The organism is Kribbella sp. NPDC058693, from assembly GCF_042715335.1.
GTDB lineage: Bacteria > Actinomycetota > Actinomycetes > Propionibacteriales > Kribbellaceae > Kribbella > Kribbella jiaozuonensis.
Genome location: NZ_JBHXSQ010000003.1, coordinates 851,799 through 865,783 on the forward strand (window position 1 = coordinate 851,799; position 13,985 = coordinate 865,783).

At 68.2% G+C, this 13,985-nt stretch carries 20 protein-coding genes; 12 read left to right on the plus strand and 8 right to left on the minus strand.

The annotated features are described in order from the left end of the window. The first annotated feature begins 22 nt into the window (after nucleotides 1-22). Nucleotides 23-499 carry a GNAT family N-acetyltransferase gene (locus tag ACFWUU_RS22055; protein WP_380177699.1) on the plus strand — a complete coding sequence of 159 codons (477 nt, stop codon included), beginning with the start codon at nucleotides 23-25 and terminating at the stop codon, nucleotides 497-499. Between the two features lie 105 nt (nucleotides 500-604). Then, nucleotides 605-1,456, plus strand: coding sequence for an HAD family acid phosphatase (locus ACFWUU_RS22060; RefSeq protein ID WP_380177700.1), 852 nt, complete (start codon nucleotides 605-607; stop codon nucleotides 1,454-1,456). On the opposite strand, the gene ACFWUU_RS22065 is transcribed toward ACFWUU_RS22060, so the two are convergent. After that, nucleotides 1,444-2,121, minus strand: a complete 678-nt coding sequence (locus tag ACFWUU_RS22065) for a TetR family transcriptional regulator (RefSeq protein ID WP_380177701.1) — start codon at nucleotides 2,119-2,121, stop codon at nucleotides 1,444-1,446. The two genes, ACFWUU_RS22060 and ACFWUU_RS22065, sit on opposite strands and share 13 nt — an antisense overlap. Nucleotides 2,122-2,219: 98 nt before the next feature. On the opposite strand from ACFWUU_RS22065, the gene ACFWUU_RS22070 reads away from it, so the two are divergent. Continuing rightward, entirely contained in the window at nucleotides 2,220-3,152 is a 933-nt protein-coding gene (locus ACFWUU_RS22070) for an SDR family oxidoreductase (protein ID WP_380177702.1), read from the plus strand. After that, entirely contained in the window at nucleotides 3,149-3,910 is a 762-nt protein-coding gene (locus ACFWUU_RS22075; protein WP_380177703.1) for a class I SAM-dependent methyltransferase, read from the plus strand. Before ACFWUU_RS22070 ends, ACFWUU_RS22075 begins: the two co-directional genes overlap by 4 nt. Here the strand turns inward: ACFWUU_RS22075 and ACFWUU_RS22080 are convergent. Then, on the minus strand, nucleotides 3,873-4,430 hold the full coding sequence (locus ACFWUU_RS22080) for a GNAT family N-acetyltransferase (RefSeq protein ID WP_380177704.1): 558 nt from the start codon (nucleotides 4,428-4,430) through the stop codon (nucleotides 3,873-3,875). The two genes, ACFWUU_RS22075 and ACFWUU_RS22080, sit on opposite strands and share 38 nt — an antisense overlap. 61 nt (nucleotides 4,431-4,491) lie before the next feature. On the opposite strand from ACFWUU_RS22080, the gene ACFWUU_RS22085 reads away from it, so the two are divergent. Further along, nucleotides 4,492-4,785 carry a YciI family protein gene (locus ACFWUU_RS22085; RefSeq protein ID WP_137258948.1) on the plus strand — a complete coding sequence of 98 codons (294 nt, stop codon included), beginning with the start codon at nucleotides 4,492-4,494 and terminating at the stop codon, nucleotides 4,783-4,785. On the opposite strand, the gene ACFWUU_RS22090 is transcribed toward ACFWUU_RS22085, so the two are convergent. Next, nucleotides 4,782-5,321 (minus strand): dihydrofolate reductase family protein, encoded by a 540-nt coding sequence (locus tag ACFWUU_RS22090; protein ID WP_380177705.1) that lies wholly within the window; start codon nucleotides 5,319-5,321, stop codon nucleotides 4,782-4,784. The genes ACFWUU_RS22085 and ACFWUU_RS22090 overlap by 4 nt on opposite strands. 161 nt (nucleotides 5,322-5,482) lie before the next feature. On the opposite strand from ACFWUU_RS22090, the gene ACFWUU_RS22095 reads away from it, so the two are divergent. Continuing rightward, nucleotides 5,483-6,298, plus strand: a complete 816-nt coding sequence (locus ACFWUU_RS22095) for an SAM-dependent methyltransferase (protein ID WP_380177706.1) — start codon at nucleotides 5,483-5,485, stop codon at nucleotides 6,296-6,298. Nucleotides 6,299-6,471: 173 nt separating this feature from the next. After that, complete coding sequence (locus ACFWUU_RS22100) at nucleotides 6,472-7,344, plus strand: DUF3800 domain-containing protein (protein ID WP_380177708.1); 873 nt, start codon at nucleotides 6,472-6,474, stop codon at nucleotides 7,342-7,344. Here ACFWUU_RS22100 and ACFWUU_RS22105 read toward each other — a convergent pair. Further along, nucleotides 7,308-8,063: an SDR family oxidoreductase gene (locus ACFWUU_RS22105; RefSeq protein ID WP_380177710.1), complete on the minus strand. Its 756-nt coding sequence runs from the start codon at nucleotides 8,061-8,063 to the stop codon at nucleotides 7,308-7,310. The genes ACFWUU_RS22100 and ACFWUU_RS22105 overlap by 37 nt on opposite strands. Before the next feature lie 169 nt (nucleotides 8,064-8,232). Between ACFWUU_RS22105 and ACFWUU_RS22110 the strand changes: the two genes are divergently transcribed. The 3 genes from ACFWUU_RS22110 to ACFWUU_RS22120 all read left to right on the plus strand — a co-directional run bounded on the left by ACFWUU_RS22110 (nucleotide 8,233) and on the right by ACFWUU_RS22120 (nucleotide 9,693). Further along, nucleotides 8,233-8,610, plus strand: a complete 378-nt coding sequence (locus ACFWUU_RS22110; protein ID WP_137258953.1) for a YciI family protein — start codon at nucleotides 8,233-8,235, stop codon at nucleotides 8,608-8,610. Between the two features lies 1 nt (nucleotide 8,611). Continuing rightward, a complete protein-coding gene (locus ACFWUU_RS22115; RefSeq protein WP_380177712.1) occupies nucleotides 8,612-8,995 on the plus strand; it encodes a VOC family protein in 384 nt (127 codons plus the stop codon). 116 nt (nucleotides 8,996-9,111) lie between these two features. Beyond that, nucleotides 9,112-9,693: an adenylate kinase gene (locus ACFWUU_RS22120; RefSeq protein ID WP_380177714.1), complete on the plus strand. Its 582-nt coding sequence runs from the start codon at nucleotides 9,112-9,114 to the stop codon at nucleotides 9,691-9,693. Nucleotides 9,694-9,713: 20 nt separating this feature from the next. Here the strand turns inward: ACFWUU_RS22120 and ACFWUU_RS22125 are convergent, their stop codons facing one another. Then, on the minus strand, nucleotides 9,714-10,346 hold the full coding sequence (locus ACFWUU_RS22125; protein ID WP_380177716.1) for a hemerythrin domain-containing protein: 633 nt from the start codon (nucleotides 10,344-10,346) through the stop codon (nucleotides 9,714-9,716). A 56-nt stretch (nucleotides 10,347-10,402) separates the two neighbouring features. On the opposite strand from ACFWUU_RS22125, the gene ACFWUU_RS22130 reads away from it, so the two are divergent. Continuing rightward, nucleotides 10,403-11,452: a biotin/lipoate A/B protein ligase family protein gene (locus tag ACFWUU_RS22130; RefSeq protein ID WP_380177718.1), complete on the plus strand. Its 1,050-nt coding sequence runs from the start codon at nucleotides 10,403-10,405 to the stop codon at nucleotides 11,450-11,452. On the opposite strand, the gene ACFWUU_RS22135 is transcribed toward ACFWUU_RS22130, so the two are convergent. Next, on the minus strand, nucleotides 11,436-12,245 hold the full coding sequence (locus ACFWUU_RS22135) for a PhzF family phenazine biosynthesis protein (protein ID WP_380177720.1): 810 nt from the start codon (nucleotides 12,243-12,245) through the stop codon (nucleotides 11,436-11,438). The two genes, ACFWUU_RS22130 and ACFWUU_RS22135, sit on opposite strands and share 17 nt — an antisense overlap. A gap of 16 nt (nucleotides 12,246-12,261) precedes the next feature. Here ACFWUU_RS22135 and ACFWUU_RS22140 point away from each other — a divergent pair, with 16 nt between their 5' ends. Beyond that, nucleotides 12,262-12,645, plus strand: a complete 384-nt coding sequence (locus ACFWUU_RS22140) for a VOC family protein (RefSeq protein ID WP_380177722.1) — start codon at nucleotides 12,262-12,264, stop codon at nucleotides 12,643-12,645. Here ACFWUU_RS22140 and ACFWUU_RS22145 read toward each other — a convergent pair. Beyond that, nucleotides 12,633-13,250 carry a DUF1707 domain-containing protein gene (locus ACFWUU_RS22145; protein ID WP_380177724.1) on the minus strand — a complete coding sequence of 206 codons (618 nt, stop codon included), beginning with the start codon at nucleotides 13,248-13,250 and terminating at the stop codon, nucleotides 12,633-12,635. The two genes, ACFWUU_RS22140 and ACFWUU_RS22145, sit on opposite strands and share 13 nt — an antisense overlap. Continuing rightward, nucleotides 13,247-13,948 (minus strand): PadR family transcriptional regulator, encoded by a 702-nt coding sequence (locus ACFWUU_RS22150; RefSeq protein ID WP_137258960.1) that lies wholly within the window; start codon nucleotides 13,946-13,948, stop codon nucleotides 13,247-13,249. The genes ACFWUU_RS22145 and ACFWUU_RS22150 overlap by 4 nt, the downstream gene beginning before the upstream one ends. Nucleotides 13,949-13,985: the final 37 nt, after the last annotated feature.

Sequence of the window (13,985 nt, forward strand, 5' to 3'; positions counted from 1 at the left end):
CGGGTTCATTTACGCTGACCGCATGACTGTGATCGTGCGACCTGCCGTTGCCGGTGATGCTGATGCTGTGGCGGCGATCTGGTACGCCGGTTGGCGGGACGGGCATCTCGGGAATGTGCCGGACGAACTGGTCGCCTTCCGGACCGAGGAATCGTTCGGAACGCGTGCTGCACAACGGGTTCCGGACACCACCGTTGCCTTGGCCGGGGACGAGGTCGCCGGGTTCGTGATGGTCGTGGGGGACGAGGTCGAGCAGGTGTACGTGTCGCGCGATCACCGCGGATCGGGAGTAGCCGGGACGCTACTCACCGAAGCTGAACGGCAGGTGAAAGCAGGAGGGCACGGCGAAGCCTGGCTGGCCGTGGCAACCGGGAACGCGCGGGCCCGCCGGTTCTACGAGCGCAGCGGCTGGAGCGACGGCGGCGCGTTCGACTACCCGGCCGCGGTGGAGGGCGGGACCATACCGGTCCCGTGCCACCGTTACGTGAAGTCGGTCTGAACAGACGCAGGATTCCCCTGCAATTCAGGCTGACGGGCGGTCAGCCCGGCCGGACCGGGGTTAGTTTGCTTTGGCAAGCATTCCCGTACTCCGAAGAAGGTCACCATGGCATTCCGTTCCTGGCGCCGGCCGTCCCGCCGGATGGTTCTGACCAGCGTCGCAGCAGTCGCGATGACATCGGTCGTCGGCGGGGTCGCGTACTCGGCCGGTGCCGCGAACCCGCAGCCGGGCATCCAGACGTCGACACCGCGCAGCGAGAAGCAGGTCACGAACATCGACGTACTGCGTCAGCAGTTGCGCAACTACTACGGCGATCCGCTCGGCAGCGGCACGTTCGCGGACGACAGCAACTACGCCAAGGAAGCCCGTTCGGTCGCGGCCGCCGGCTCGCGGTACCTCGCCGCGCCGCACCACACGCACAAGACCAAGGCGATCCTGCTGGACGTCGACGACACCTCGCTGGCGACCTGGAACTACGAGATCTTCAGCAACTGGGCGTTCAACCCGACCACCAACGCGGACTACGTGCTGAACCAGCGATTCCCGGCCGTACCGGGCATGGTCGACCTGGTGAAGAAGGCCTCGCGCCAGGGGTACGCGATCTTCTTCCTGACCGGCCGCGGCGCCGCGCAGGAGCCGGCGACGCTCGGCAACCTGACCTCGGACGGCATCGGCGTCGACGCCGGCTACCCGCAGCCGACGACGCTGAGCAACGGTGAGGACGGCCTGTTCACCAAGCCGGCCGTCGCCGACTACCCGGACTACCTGAAGAAGGCGTGCGCGGCCGACCCGAACGGCTCGTGCACGACGATCCACTACAAGTCGGCGACCCGCGCGCATATCGAGTCGCTCGGCTACGACATCGTCGCGAACTTCGGCGACCAGTTCTCCGACCTGAAGGGCGGCTTCGCGGACCGTACGTTCAAGCTCCCGAACCCGAACTACTACCTGCCCTGATCACGGGGTAGGGCGCCGTACAGCAGGGTGCGGAGCGAGTCGGTGAGCGCCGGCTCGAACCGCATCCGGATGGCGCCGAGGGACGGGTCGGCCTCGTACGCCGCGAGGATGGCCGGGACGGGATGCGAGTGGGACCAGATGGCGCCCGCAAGCAGGCTGGCAGTCGCGATGAACTGACCGGCCCCCTCCCGGCCCAGCTCGGGCAGTACGCCGACGACCGCCGCGATCATGTCTTCGTACGCCGTCGCGGCCGCGCGCTTGAACGTCAGCGCTGTCTCCGTGGTGATGTTGCGCTCCAGAACGCCCGCCTGCGCACTGATCAGGTCGCAGAGCACCGGCCGCTCCGACAGCGTGCCGACGATGGCCGTGATCAGCTGCTCCGCCCGATCATCGATCGACAGCTCGGGTAGCGCGTCGCCGACCGCATCGTTCAGATCCTTCACCCAGGCCGCGAGCTCGCTGCTGGACAGCTCGAGCAGGACGGCCTCGCGGGAGTCGAAGTAGTTCAGCACGTTCGACTTCGCCAGGCCGACGCGGCGACTCAGCTCGTTCAGGCTGACGTCGGCGACCGGCATCTCGGTCAGCATCGTGGCGGCCGTCGCGAGGATCGCCCGCCGCCGCTCGGCCCGCTGCTCCGCGCTTCGCGCGCGCTGGAATGTCGTCACGCTCACATTCTACAGACCATCGGTCTGTTGTTATCACACCGATGGTCTGATAACGTCGTAGCCATAACAGACCATCAGTCTCTTACGGAGTGTGGATCATGTACGACGTTCCCGATCAGACCGGCAAGCTCGTTGTCGTGACCGGCGCCAACAGCGGCACCGGCAAGGAGGCCACCAAGCGGCTCGCCGCCGCGGGCGCGCGGGTTGTGATGGCGGTCCGGACTCCGGCCAAGGGCGAGGCGGCGAAGGCCGAGATCCTCGCCGAGCACCCGGGCGCGCAACTCGAAGTACGGCGGATCGACCTTGCTGATCTGGCCTCGGTCCAGGAGTTCGCCGAGAAGCTCGCGGCCGACGAGTCGCACCTCGACCTGCTGGTGAACAACGCCGGCGTGATGCACCCGCCGACCCGGCAGACCACGAAGGACGGCTTCGAGCTGCAGTTCGGCTCGAACTACCTCGGCCCGTTCGCGCTCACGGTCCGCCTGCTGCCGCTGATCCTCGCCGCTCCGGCGCCGCGGGTCGCGACGATGGCCAGCGGTGCGGCCAACTTCGGCAAGATCAACTTCGACGATCTCCAGTGGGAGCAGCGTTATCGCCGGATGGCGGCGTACTCGCAGTCGAAGCTCGCCGACCTGATGCTGAGCAACCACCTGGCCAAGCTCTCGACCGATCGCGGCTGGGGTCTGCTCAGCGTCGCCGCGCACCCGGGCTACACCCGCACCAACCTGCAGAGCGCAGGCGCCAGCCTGGGGCGCGAGCGTCCGTCCGTTCTCACCGAGCTCCTGTTCCGCTTCAACCCGCTTCCGTCGCAGGGCGTGGAGGTCGGCACCGAGCCGGTGCTCTTCGCCGCCGCCGATCCCGCGGCCCAGCACGGCGCGTACTACGGTCCGTCCGGTCGCTTCGGTCTGGTCGGTCCGACCAAGCAGGTCGACGAGCCGAAGGCCGCGCTCGACACCGCCACCAGCGCCCGGCTGTGGAGTGTCGCCGAAGGCCTGACGGGGGTGTCGCTCCCGTCTATCCTGCCCAAGTGAATGAGTGGTCGGACGGTGGGGTCTACGAGTCGTTCATCGGCCGCTGGAGCCGGCTCGTCGCGGCGGAGTTCGTCGACTGGCTGCAGCAGCCGGCGGCTCTGCGCTGGCTCGATGTCGGTTGCGGTACGGGCGTTCTGACCAACACGATCCTTCGTGCGGCCGAGCCGGCCGCGGTGCTCGGGATCGACCCCTCGGCGGGCTTCGTCGAGTACGCCCGGCAGGCCGTCCAGGATCAGCGCGCGAGTTTCGACGTACGCTCGGCGGCCGAGCTGCCGGACGGTCCGTTCGACGTGGTGGTCGCCGGGCTGGTGCTGAACTTCATCCCCGAGCGGGTCGAGGCGCTGCGCCGGATGCGGGAGATCGGGTCGACGGTCGCGGTCTACGTGTGGGACTACGCCGAAGGCATGCAGTTGCTCCGCTACTTCTTCGACACGATGCTCGAGCTGCGCCCACAGGATGCGCACCACGACGAAGGCTCCCGCTTCGGTTTCTGTACGGCGGAAGGGCTCGAAGGGCTCTTCCACGAGTCCGGATTCGGCGACGTGCGGACGCGCGAGATCGTCGTACCGACGGTGTTCACGTCGTTCGACGACTACTGGCAGCCGTTCCTCGGCGGGACGGGCGTGGCGCCGGCGTACCTGCGCAGCCTCGATCCGGCTGACCAGGAGGCGATGCGCGAGGGCGTCCGCGAGCGGCTGCCGATCGAGGCGGATGGCTCGATCAGGCTGACGGCGCGGGCGTGGGCCGCGATCGGTTGAGGTAGTCGTCGCGGAGGTAGCCGAACAACAGGTCGTCGGTCCACTCGCCCTTGAACCATGAGTTGGACAACCGCAGGCCTTCGCGCGTGAAGCCGACGCGCTCGAGCAGCCGGGCCGATGCGGTGTTGCGGGCATCGGCTTCGGCGGAGATCCGATGCAACTCCCGCTCGACGAAGAGGTGCTCGAGCAGCCCGCGCACGGCTTCCGAGGCATACCCCATTCCTTGGTACTCCGTTGCGAGCGTGAAGCCGAGCTCGGCCTGCATCAGGTTCTCGTGCAGGTTCAGACCGAGGTCGCCGATCAACACACCGTCCAGATCGACGGCGTACTGGAACCAGCCGGGCGCCTCCGGATCGCCGCCCGCGAACCGCTCGACCGTCTCCTGGGCGTCGGCGAGCGGCACCGGCGCCTCCCAGCCCTGGTAGTGGGCGACGTCAGGATCCGAGCGGTACGCCGCGAAGCGCTCGGCGTCGGCCGGCAGGAAGCGGCGCAAGGTCAGCCGTTCGGTACGCACGAACATCGGGCCATCATGTCAAAACCGCGCGCTCGACTCCGTCCTATCAGTGGAGAGGAGTGCGCCGATGAAGTTCCTACTGCTCCTGCAGGGTGATGGTGAGCCGCGCCTGCAGCGCGACGAGTTCGAGCGAGTTGCCCACGACGCCGGCGAACTGGTCGGCGGCGAACTGCTCGCCGATCCGCAGCTGTCCGTCCAGCTCCCCGAGTGCGAGCCGAGCCAGATCGACGGGTACTACGTGATCGACGTGGAGACCCGGGAACGAGCGATCGAGCTCGCGCGCCTGCTGCCAGACGCGCGAGCCGCTGGTCGCTCCGTCGAGATCCGCGCGGTCATGCACCCGACCGCTGCGGACTTCTAGACCACCGTGAACCACATGCTGGTGGCCATCGCCGTCTCGGTGACGCTCTTGCGTTCCAGCCGGACCGTGTGGCCGCCGGGGTAGTCGAAGAGACGGGTGCCGTCGCCGAGCATCGTCGGCGCGAACAGGAGCAGGACCTCGTCCAGTTCGCCGGCCTCGATGCACTGCTTGGCGATGTTGGCGCCGATCACGTTGACGTACTTGTCGCCGGCCGCCTCCTTGGCTTGAGCGAGCGCCTTGGCGAAGTCGTCGACGTACGTGACGTCGGGTTCCGCCTCGGCCGGCGGGCGGTGGGTGACGACGTACAACGGTCCGCTCCACCCGCCGCCGAATGCCTGGCCCTCGCCGGATTCACCCTTGAACGGATCGTCCCCGTCGTGCGACCGGCGGCCGACGAGGATCGATCCGATCCGCGGGATCAGCTCGTCGACCTCCGGATTGGGGCCGAGGTACGGGCGCATCCACTGCATGTCACCGTCCGGCCCGGTGATGAAGCCGTCCACCGACATCGTCACCGAGTACAACACCTTCGCCATGAATCCTCCTGCTCGTTTCGTTGGTAGGTGTTGAGACGAACGAGCCGGAGAAAACTCATCGCGAGGCCGGCAAGACGCCCCCGGTGCAGCGCTCGGCGGATTTGCTGGATAGCCTTCCGGCAATCCCGCTTTTCGGATGACGGAACGAGGTGGAGCAGGCCATGCCGGATTACGGGCAGCTGGACCTGATCGACCTCGACCGCGCGTCCCAGGCGCGGGTCTACGACCTGCTGCTCGGCGGCAAGAACAACTTCGAGGTCGACCGGCGGTTCGTCCAGGAGCTGCTGAAGATCGCGCCCGAACTGCCCGAGCTGACCAAGCAGAATCGGCGCTGGCTGGCCGAGGTGATCGGCCGGATGACGACCGAGGGCGGGATCGACCAGTTCCTCGACCTCGGCGCCGGTCTGCCCACCGCGCTGAACACGCACGAGATCGCCCAGCAGGCCAACGTCGCCGCGAAGGTCGTGTACGTCGACCACGACCTGACCGCGATCTCGCACGGGCAGGCCCTGCTCGCCGACGACAAGCGCACCTTCTTCGCCGGAGTCGACCTGAGCGATCCGGCCGCCGTACTGAACCACCCGGACGTGACCGCGGGACTCGACCTCACCCGCCCGGTCGGGATCCTGCTCGGGCTGGTCCTGCACAACGTCCCGAGCCCGAAGGCTGTTCGCGTCATCGCGGATTACGTGGCCGCCGTACCGTCCGGCTCCTACGTTGCACTGACCAATCCGCTCAACCCGCGCGACGGCGGTCGGCTGGCGGAGTTCTCGACCGCGATCGAGGAGAAGCTGCAGGAGCCGTTCCCGCAGATCCGGTTCCGTACCAGGGCCGAGACCGAGGAGCTCCTCGGCGGGCTCGAGCTGGCCAAGCCCGGGCTCGTCGATCTGACCGCGTGGTGGCCGCACGACGAGCAGACCCTCAGCTCCACCGGCGCCGGCCAGCTCCTGATGGTCGCCCTGGGCCGCAAGCCGTAGAAATTTCACTGGTGTCCGGCCGTCGGCCGGACGATGATGGGTCGCATGTCTGCCAAGGCTGCTGCCGCTCACTGATCGCATCGCGCCCCGATGAACCCTGGCGCGCGACCTGATCACGCCCGTCCCGCGGACGGGCTCCGTAGCGTGCAGTCCTTCAGCCTTGGAGCTTGTGTATGAGTACCCAGTTCGAGGTCGCGTGTGACGAGTCGGGGTTCTCCGGGACCAACCTGCTCGACCCCGCCTCACCCGTCATCACCCACGCCAGCGTCGACCTCGACGAACCCGCGGCGGCAGGCATCATCGCCGTACTGCGAACCCGTCTGCGCCAGCGCACCGAGTACAAGTCCAACCAGCTACTGCGACCCGAGCAGCGCCCCGCGCTCGAGTGGCTGCTCACCACGCTCCGCGGGCATGCGCACGTCCACATCATCGACAAGACGTCGTACGTCGCGGCGCGGGTGCTGGAGCTGTTCACCGAGGAGCCGTCGTACGGCGCGGGGACGAGCCTCGGGACGGATCACTCCGAGGCCGTGGCGACGTTCCGGCAGCGGACCGGGTTCCTGACGGCGTTCGTGGATCTGGCCCGGACCAAGCGGGTGCGGCTGATGGATCACGAGGCCGTGGATCGCTTCTTCGCGACGATGCCCTCCGACGTACCGGCGTTGCGTGCGGTGACTCGCGCACGGGTCGAGAAGGTGATGCAGCGGCTGATCGACGAGGATCCGGAGATCCCGCCACCTCTCGAGCCGCTGGTGCCGGCGCTCGCGGAGACTGTCTTGTACTGGAGCGCCGGCCATCGATCGGTCGCCGTGGTACACGACGAGCAGAGTGCGCTGACCCCTGGTCGGGTGGCGCGGCTGGGAGCCTTCCTGGCCGAGCAGGCGGAGCCACCGCCGTTGCAGTCGTTCACACAGGTTGATTCCAAGCACGATCCGCGGGTGCAGGTGGCGGACTTCCTTGCCGGGATCGCGCGGCGTCGTACGCCGGATCTGGAGGAGCTGTTGGAGCCCTACACCTGTGCGGCGACGAAATCTTCCCAGGTGTGAGTGCCGCGATCGGCGCCGCTGAGGCTGAGGTTGCCGCCGGCGCGGTACACCTTGCCGGCCTTGCCGGGCACGTGGATCGGCAGCGACAACCGGTGCTTGCCGGTGGCGTGCAGATAGTCGTGAGCGAGCTCGGACAGGCTGTAAACCTTCGGGCCGACGAGGTCCGGGACGAGGCCCTGCGGCTCACCGAGTGCGAGCTCGACGAGGCGCTGGGCCACGTCCCGCCCGTCGACCGGCTGGAACCGGACGCCGCCGGGCATCGGCAGGACGGGCATCTTCGCCATCATCCGGACCGTGTTCCAGGCGAAGTCGTGCAGCTGGGCGACCCGCAGTACGGAGGACGGGACGGACGACTGCAGGACGGCCTGCTCGGCGCCGAGCTTGGACCTGAAGTACGTCAGCGGGAGTTGGTCGACGGCGGTCACCGAGATGTGGACCAAGTGGCCGACCCCGGCCTGCTCGGCTGCCTTGACCAGGTTGCGGGTGCCGATGTCGTCGCCCTTCGGCCCGCCGGCCAGGTGCAGGATGACGTCCACGCCGTCCACCGCCTGGTCCAGGCCGTCGCCCTTGAGCAGGTCGACGGCCAGGTACTCGACACCGTCGCCGCGGTCGTGCGCGTGCCGGCTCAGCACCCGGACCTTGGCACCGGCCGCCTGCAGCAGCGGTACGGCGTGGCGTCCGATCGTTCCGGTCCCGCCCGTCACCAGAATCGTGCCCATGATGTGTTCCTCTCTTCGCGTCTAACCGGCTGACGGAACCCGGCGGGGCGAGTGTGACCGGATGTGAGCTGGAATACATCGAGGAGAAATGTCGAGGTCTGTCGAGGGCCTCCGACGTCATCGGTGCCGGGGCGCAGTACGGCGTACCGGCTGAGACTGGAGGTCAAAGATGAAGTACGTGGTTCTGATCCACTCCAACCCGCAGCCGTGGGGTCACCCGACGATCGACTTCACCGAGGTGGGGCGCTCGATCCCGGCGGACGAGCGGGAGGCGATGGGCAAGGAGTTCGACGCGATGCTGGCCGAGCTGTCCGCGTCGGGCGAGCTGGTCAGCGGGCTGGCGCTCGACGCTCCGTCGACGACACGCACGTACCGGTGGGAGGGGAAACGACCGGTCAGCACCGACGGTCCGTACGCCGAGTCGAAGGAGCAGCTGGCCGGGTTCTTCGTGCTGGACTGCGCGACGCGGGAGCGGGCCGAGGAGCTGGCGGCCAAGTTCGCCGGGCCGGGCGACGTCATCGAGCTCCGCCCGGAAATGATTTTCTGAGATGAACGGCACCGGGATCCGGCTGAGTTCGCCGACGATCAACTGCCCGGACGCGGCGGCGCTCGGCCGGTTCTACGCCCAGATCACCGGCGGGAAGGTGGTCTACACCGACCCGGTCTGGGCGGCCGTCGACGGGCCGGGCGGGCGGATCGACTTTCAAAGCGACCCGGCACATGTCGCGCCGACCTGGCCGGATCCCGCGGTGCCGATCCAGTTCCACCTCGATTTCTACGTCGAGGACCTCGCGGCCGCCGCCGAGTTGGTGCTCGCGGCGGGTGCGACGCAGTACGAACATCAGCCGAATGCCGATCACTGTCTGGTGTTCGCGGATCCGGCCGGGCATCCGTTCTGCCTCTCGACGTGGGATTTGCTCGAGAACCAGTGATTCCGGACAGTAACGCGCGGTGTGACGTATTTCGGGGATTCGGAGTGACGTACGCCGTACCGCAGTTGCGGAAGGTCCAATATTCTTTGGGACTTACCGAGGGTCAGGAGGGTGCCGTGACCACTGTCTTGCTGATGGGGCCGCCGGGGGCGGGTAAAGGGACGCACGCGGGTCACCTGGCCGACCATCTCGGGGTGCCGGTCATCTCCACCGGTGATCTGTTCCGCCGCAACATCGCGGACGACACCGAGCTCGGGCGCACGGCCAAGCGCTACCTCGACGCGGGCGAGTACGTACCCGACGAGGTGACCAATGAAATGGTTCGCGACCGGCTCGCCGCGGCCGACGCCGCCGCGGGCTTCGTCCTGGACGGCTACCCTCGCACGCTCACCCAGGCCGGCGTGCTGGACGACATCCTCGACGAGCAAGGGCGCGAGCTCGACGCGGCCCTGGTCCTCCAGGTCGCGGTCGACTCGCTGGTCCACCGGCTCCTCCGCCGCGCCGAGATCGAGCACCGCTCCGACGACACCGAAGAGGTCATCCGCCGCCGCTTCGAGATCTACCACGAGCAAACCGCACCCCTGATCAACTTCTACGCGAACCGGGGCATCCACCACGAGGTAGACGCCTCCGCCGACATAGACACCGTCCGCACCCGCGTCTGGCAGGTCGCCGTAGAACTAAAACCCGCCGCCTGAACCAGTTGCCGTGCGCACCTTCACTGTTGCCAGGTGGGGGCTACTGATTTGCGGTAGGTGCGGCCGAAGAGGCCGGCTATGAGTGTGAGGACCGGTTTGGGGACGGTGTGGGTGATGGCTTCGGATTCCTCCGGTCCGGCGCCGTCGAGGGCCCAGGCGAAGAAGGTGCCGCCTTGGACCGGGCCTACCTTGGCGAACTCGCGGCCCATCGCCTTGATCTCGGGAGCGTCCTTCTTCGCGAGGTAGACGGGCTCGATCTCCGCCTCCTCGTGGTCCAGGTGTACGACGGTGACCCGTCGCAGCTCCAGCATCGCGGCGTGTGCGGCGGCCGCATCCGTCGCGCTCGCGGACTTCCGCAGCTTGCCCATCGCCGTCCGGGTCGCGGCGAGCGCGGTCGCCATCGTGTCGTGCTCGGCATCCAGTTGCGTCAGCAGGTCCCGGCTCACACCGACCTTCTCCAGCGCCGGCCACGCGATCTCGTGCTCGCCCTCGTGATGCCGGACGAGCTGCTCGTCGAAGTTCTGCCAGGCCACCGCCAACTGCTCGGCCCGCCGCCGGTCCGCGTCCCGGAACCGGTCCAGTGCGTCAAGGAAGCGATCGAGGTCGCGCCGTACGGCGGCGTGGATCGCCTTGTTCATGCTCATTTCCCCCATGACCGGGAGTATGCGCCCCGGGAACAACCGTTGACCAGCGCAAGTTGTTGCTGAGTATGCATGGTGAGTACAAGGTGCCCGGTGGGAAGCTCGTCGTCGCGGATCTCGATGTGGTCGACGAGCACGTCCGGAACGCGCAGATCTCCGGCGACTTCTTCCTCGAACCGGACGATGCGCTCGAGCGGATCAACGGCGCCTTGGCCGGCTTGCCGATCGCGTTGCCCGCGGCCCAGATCGCGGCGCGCGTGCGTGGTGTGCTGGGCGACGGCGTCGAGATGCTCGGCTTCTCCCCGGAGGCGGTCGCGGTCGCCGTACGGCGTGCGTTGACCGGGGCAACGGGTTGGCGCGATCACGAGTGGGAGTTCGTGCACGACGTACCGCGGGAGCCTGCGCTGCAGATGGCGCTCGACGAAGTACTGACCGAGCAGGTCGGATCCGGTGAACGTCCGCCGACGCTGCGTGTCTGGGAATGGGCCTCCAACGCGGTGATCATCGGCAGCTTCCAGTCGCTGCGCAACGAGGTCGACCTGGCCGGCGCCGCGCGGCACGACGTGACAGTGGTACGGCGGATCAGCGGCGGCGGCGCGATGTTCGTCGAGCCTGGTAACACGATCACGTACTCGCTGTACGTTCCGGAGTCGCTCGTGTCCGGCCTGTCGTTCATCGAGTCGTACGCGTTCCTCGACGACTGGGTCATTGGTGCGCTCAACGATCTCGGCATCGCGGCGACGTACCAGCCGATCAACGACATCACTTCGCCGGCGGGCAAGATCGCGGGCGCCGCGCAGAAGCGGTTCGCGGGCGGCGCGGTCCTGCATCACGTGACGATGGCGTACGACATGGACGCCGGCAAGATGCTCGAAGTACTGCGGATCGGCCGTGAGAAGCTGTCCGACAAGGGGACGACGAGCGCGAACAAGCGTGTCGACCCGCTGCGCAGCCAGACCGGCCTCGACCGTACGGACGTGATCGAGCGGATGGTCGGAACGTTCCGGAACCGCTACGGGCTTGCGTCGGGCGCCATCGACGCCGCGACCGTGGAGCTTGCTCAGGAACGGGTTGCGGAGAAGTTCGGCACCGAGGAGTGGCTCACGCGGGTGCCGTGATCGGTACGGCGTTCCCGCTGACGCGCACGCGGTTGTCCTCGTCTGACAGCTCAACCGTGATGAGGCTGGGCCGACCGAGGTCGTCTCCCTGGTGCAGCGTGATCGTGGGCTGCCCGAGCCCGAGCTCCCGCAGGTAGGCGCCGAACGCGGCCGCGGCCGCACCGGTCGCCGGATCCTCGACGACACCGCCGACCGGGAACGGATCCCGCACGTGGAAGACGGTCGGCGACTCCTGCCAGACGAGCTGCAGCGTGGTCAGATCGCGCTCGAGCATGTACGCGAGCAGGCGATCGAAGTCGTAGTCCAGGTCCGCAAGTCGTTGCCTGGTCGCCGTACTCAGCACGAGATGCCGCGCCCCGGCGTACGCGATCCTGGCCGGCAGATCCGGGTCGAGGTCGGTGGGCTTCCATCCGAGCATGTCGAGCACGTCCGTCAGATCACCAGCCGGCTCGACTGACGGCTCCACGCTGGTGAGGGTCGCGCGCAGCCCGTCGTCCACAGTCACCGGGACGACACCGGCCGGGGTCGAGAACACGAACTCACCCGGCCCGTTCCGCTCCGCCAGCGCGACCGCGGTCGCCACCGTCGCGTGCCCGCAGAAGGGCACCTCTGCCTTGGGCGAGAAGTAGCGCACCGATCGGTCGATCACGAACGCGGTCTCGGAGTACCCGACCTCCGCGGCGATCGCCTGCATGGCTTGGTCATCCAGCCCGCGGGCATCCAGCACCACCCCCGCCGGATTCCCACCAGCCGGGTCGAGCGTGAAAGCGGCGTACCGGAGCACAGTCGTCATACCGACAATTGTGGGTATGGAGATCGGGTACGTCATCTTGTATGTCGGGGACCTGGAACGGTCCGTGGCGTTCTACCGGGATGTGGTAGGGCTGGCGTACAAGTTCACGGATGCGGGGTACGCGGAGTTCGACGCCGGGGGAGTGCGGTTCGCGTTGTACGAACGGCGGCGGGCGGAGTGGTTGACCGGGCATGACGTGACGCCGGGTGCGGGCGGGGAAGTGGTCGTCATGGTCGACGGCGTGGATGCGTACGCCGAGCGGCTGGCGGCGGCCGGCGTACAGGTGCTGAGCGGGCCGGCGGACCGTCCGTGGGGACATCGGACGGTCCACGTTGCCGACCCGGATGGTTTTGTCGTCGAGTTCGCGGAGGAGATCCCGCGGGCTCGTCAGCGGCGGTAGTTGTGCCAGCGGCGCTTGGACATGCCGCTGATCAGGACGATCCAGAACACGCCCCACAACAGCCACGGTGCGGCCAGTGCGAGCGAGCTGATCACCAGGCCGAGCATCAGGAACGGCATCAGCATCAGGATCGGCGGCGGCGGGCCGGGCCTCCGGCGTACCCCTGCCGGGCCGCGTTGTGCGACCTGGAGGTCCATGGAGGTCGGCAGATCGTCGAACAGCGGATCGAGCTCGTCGTTGTACCGCGATCGCGTCGCCTGCTCGCTGCGCTCCTCGAACTCCGCCTGCGTCAACCGCCCGGCAACGAAGTGATCGCTGAGCAACGACACAGCCTGGTCCCGCTCGGCGTCGCCGATCCGCACCCGCTTCACAGGTACGTCGTCGCGCCGCCGAGCGCCAGCCTGCTCGCGGTCGTCCTCGGCGCGGTTCCAGCCGGCGGTTCGTGGGTCGTCCCAGCTGGTCTCGCGCCAGTCACCGACCCAGCCGGGACCATGCCATTGACCGCCCCAGCTCTCGCCGCCCCAGCCCTGCCATTCGCGCCCGCGGCGGTTGCCGCGAGCGCCGGGACCGCCCCGATGGGGTCGGCCCCGGTCGGCCGCTGTCATGCCCGGTCCTGCTCGTTGTTCTCCGGGCTGTCGTCGTCCTCGGCGAGGATGCCGTACAGCTTGCGCCGCAGGTCACCGACGGCCTCGCGGGCCTTCGCCTGCTGTTCCGGCGTACCGCTGGCCATGATCTGCCACATCGCCGACGCCACCTGCCCGAGCACCGGCTTGAACCCGTTCTCGTCGTCGCCAGTGGGAGCGCTCATCGCCTCCCACGGCGCGGACACCTCGTCCTGGTGCGCGGCGACGTACGCACGACCTTCGTCCGTCAGCTGGAACGTCCGCCGGCCGACCTCGGCGTCAGCCGTCACCAGGCCCTCGTCCTCGAGCTGCTGCAGCGTCGGGTAGATCGAGCCGGGGCTCGGCTTCCACACGCCACCGCTGCGCTCGGCGATCTCCTGGATGATCTGGTACCCGTTCATCGGCTGCTCCGCCAGTACGGCGAGGATCGCGGCCCGAACGTCACCCCTGCGGGCCTTCGGACCGCGCCACCGCGGCGGCGGGCCCCACGGCGGACCGAACATCTGTCCGCCACCGAACATCCCCCACTGGGGACCGAAGTGCTGCTGTTGCCGATGGCCCTGGTGCCCGCGCCGGCCGGTCATCGCCGCGCGCAGCTCGTCCAGGATGTCGTCGAAGTTCGAACAATGCCGCGCGAACTGCTGCCAAGGCCAGCCCGCGGCGTACGCCGATCCGGTCATCTCGACCACCCGTCCCTACGAAAAGTGATTGCGATAG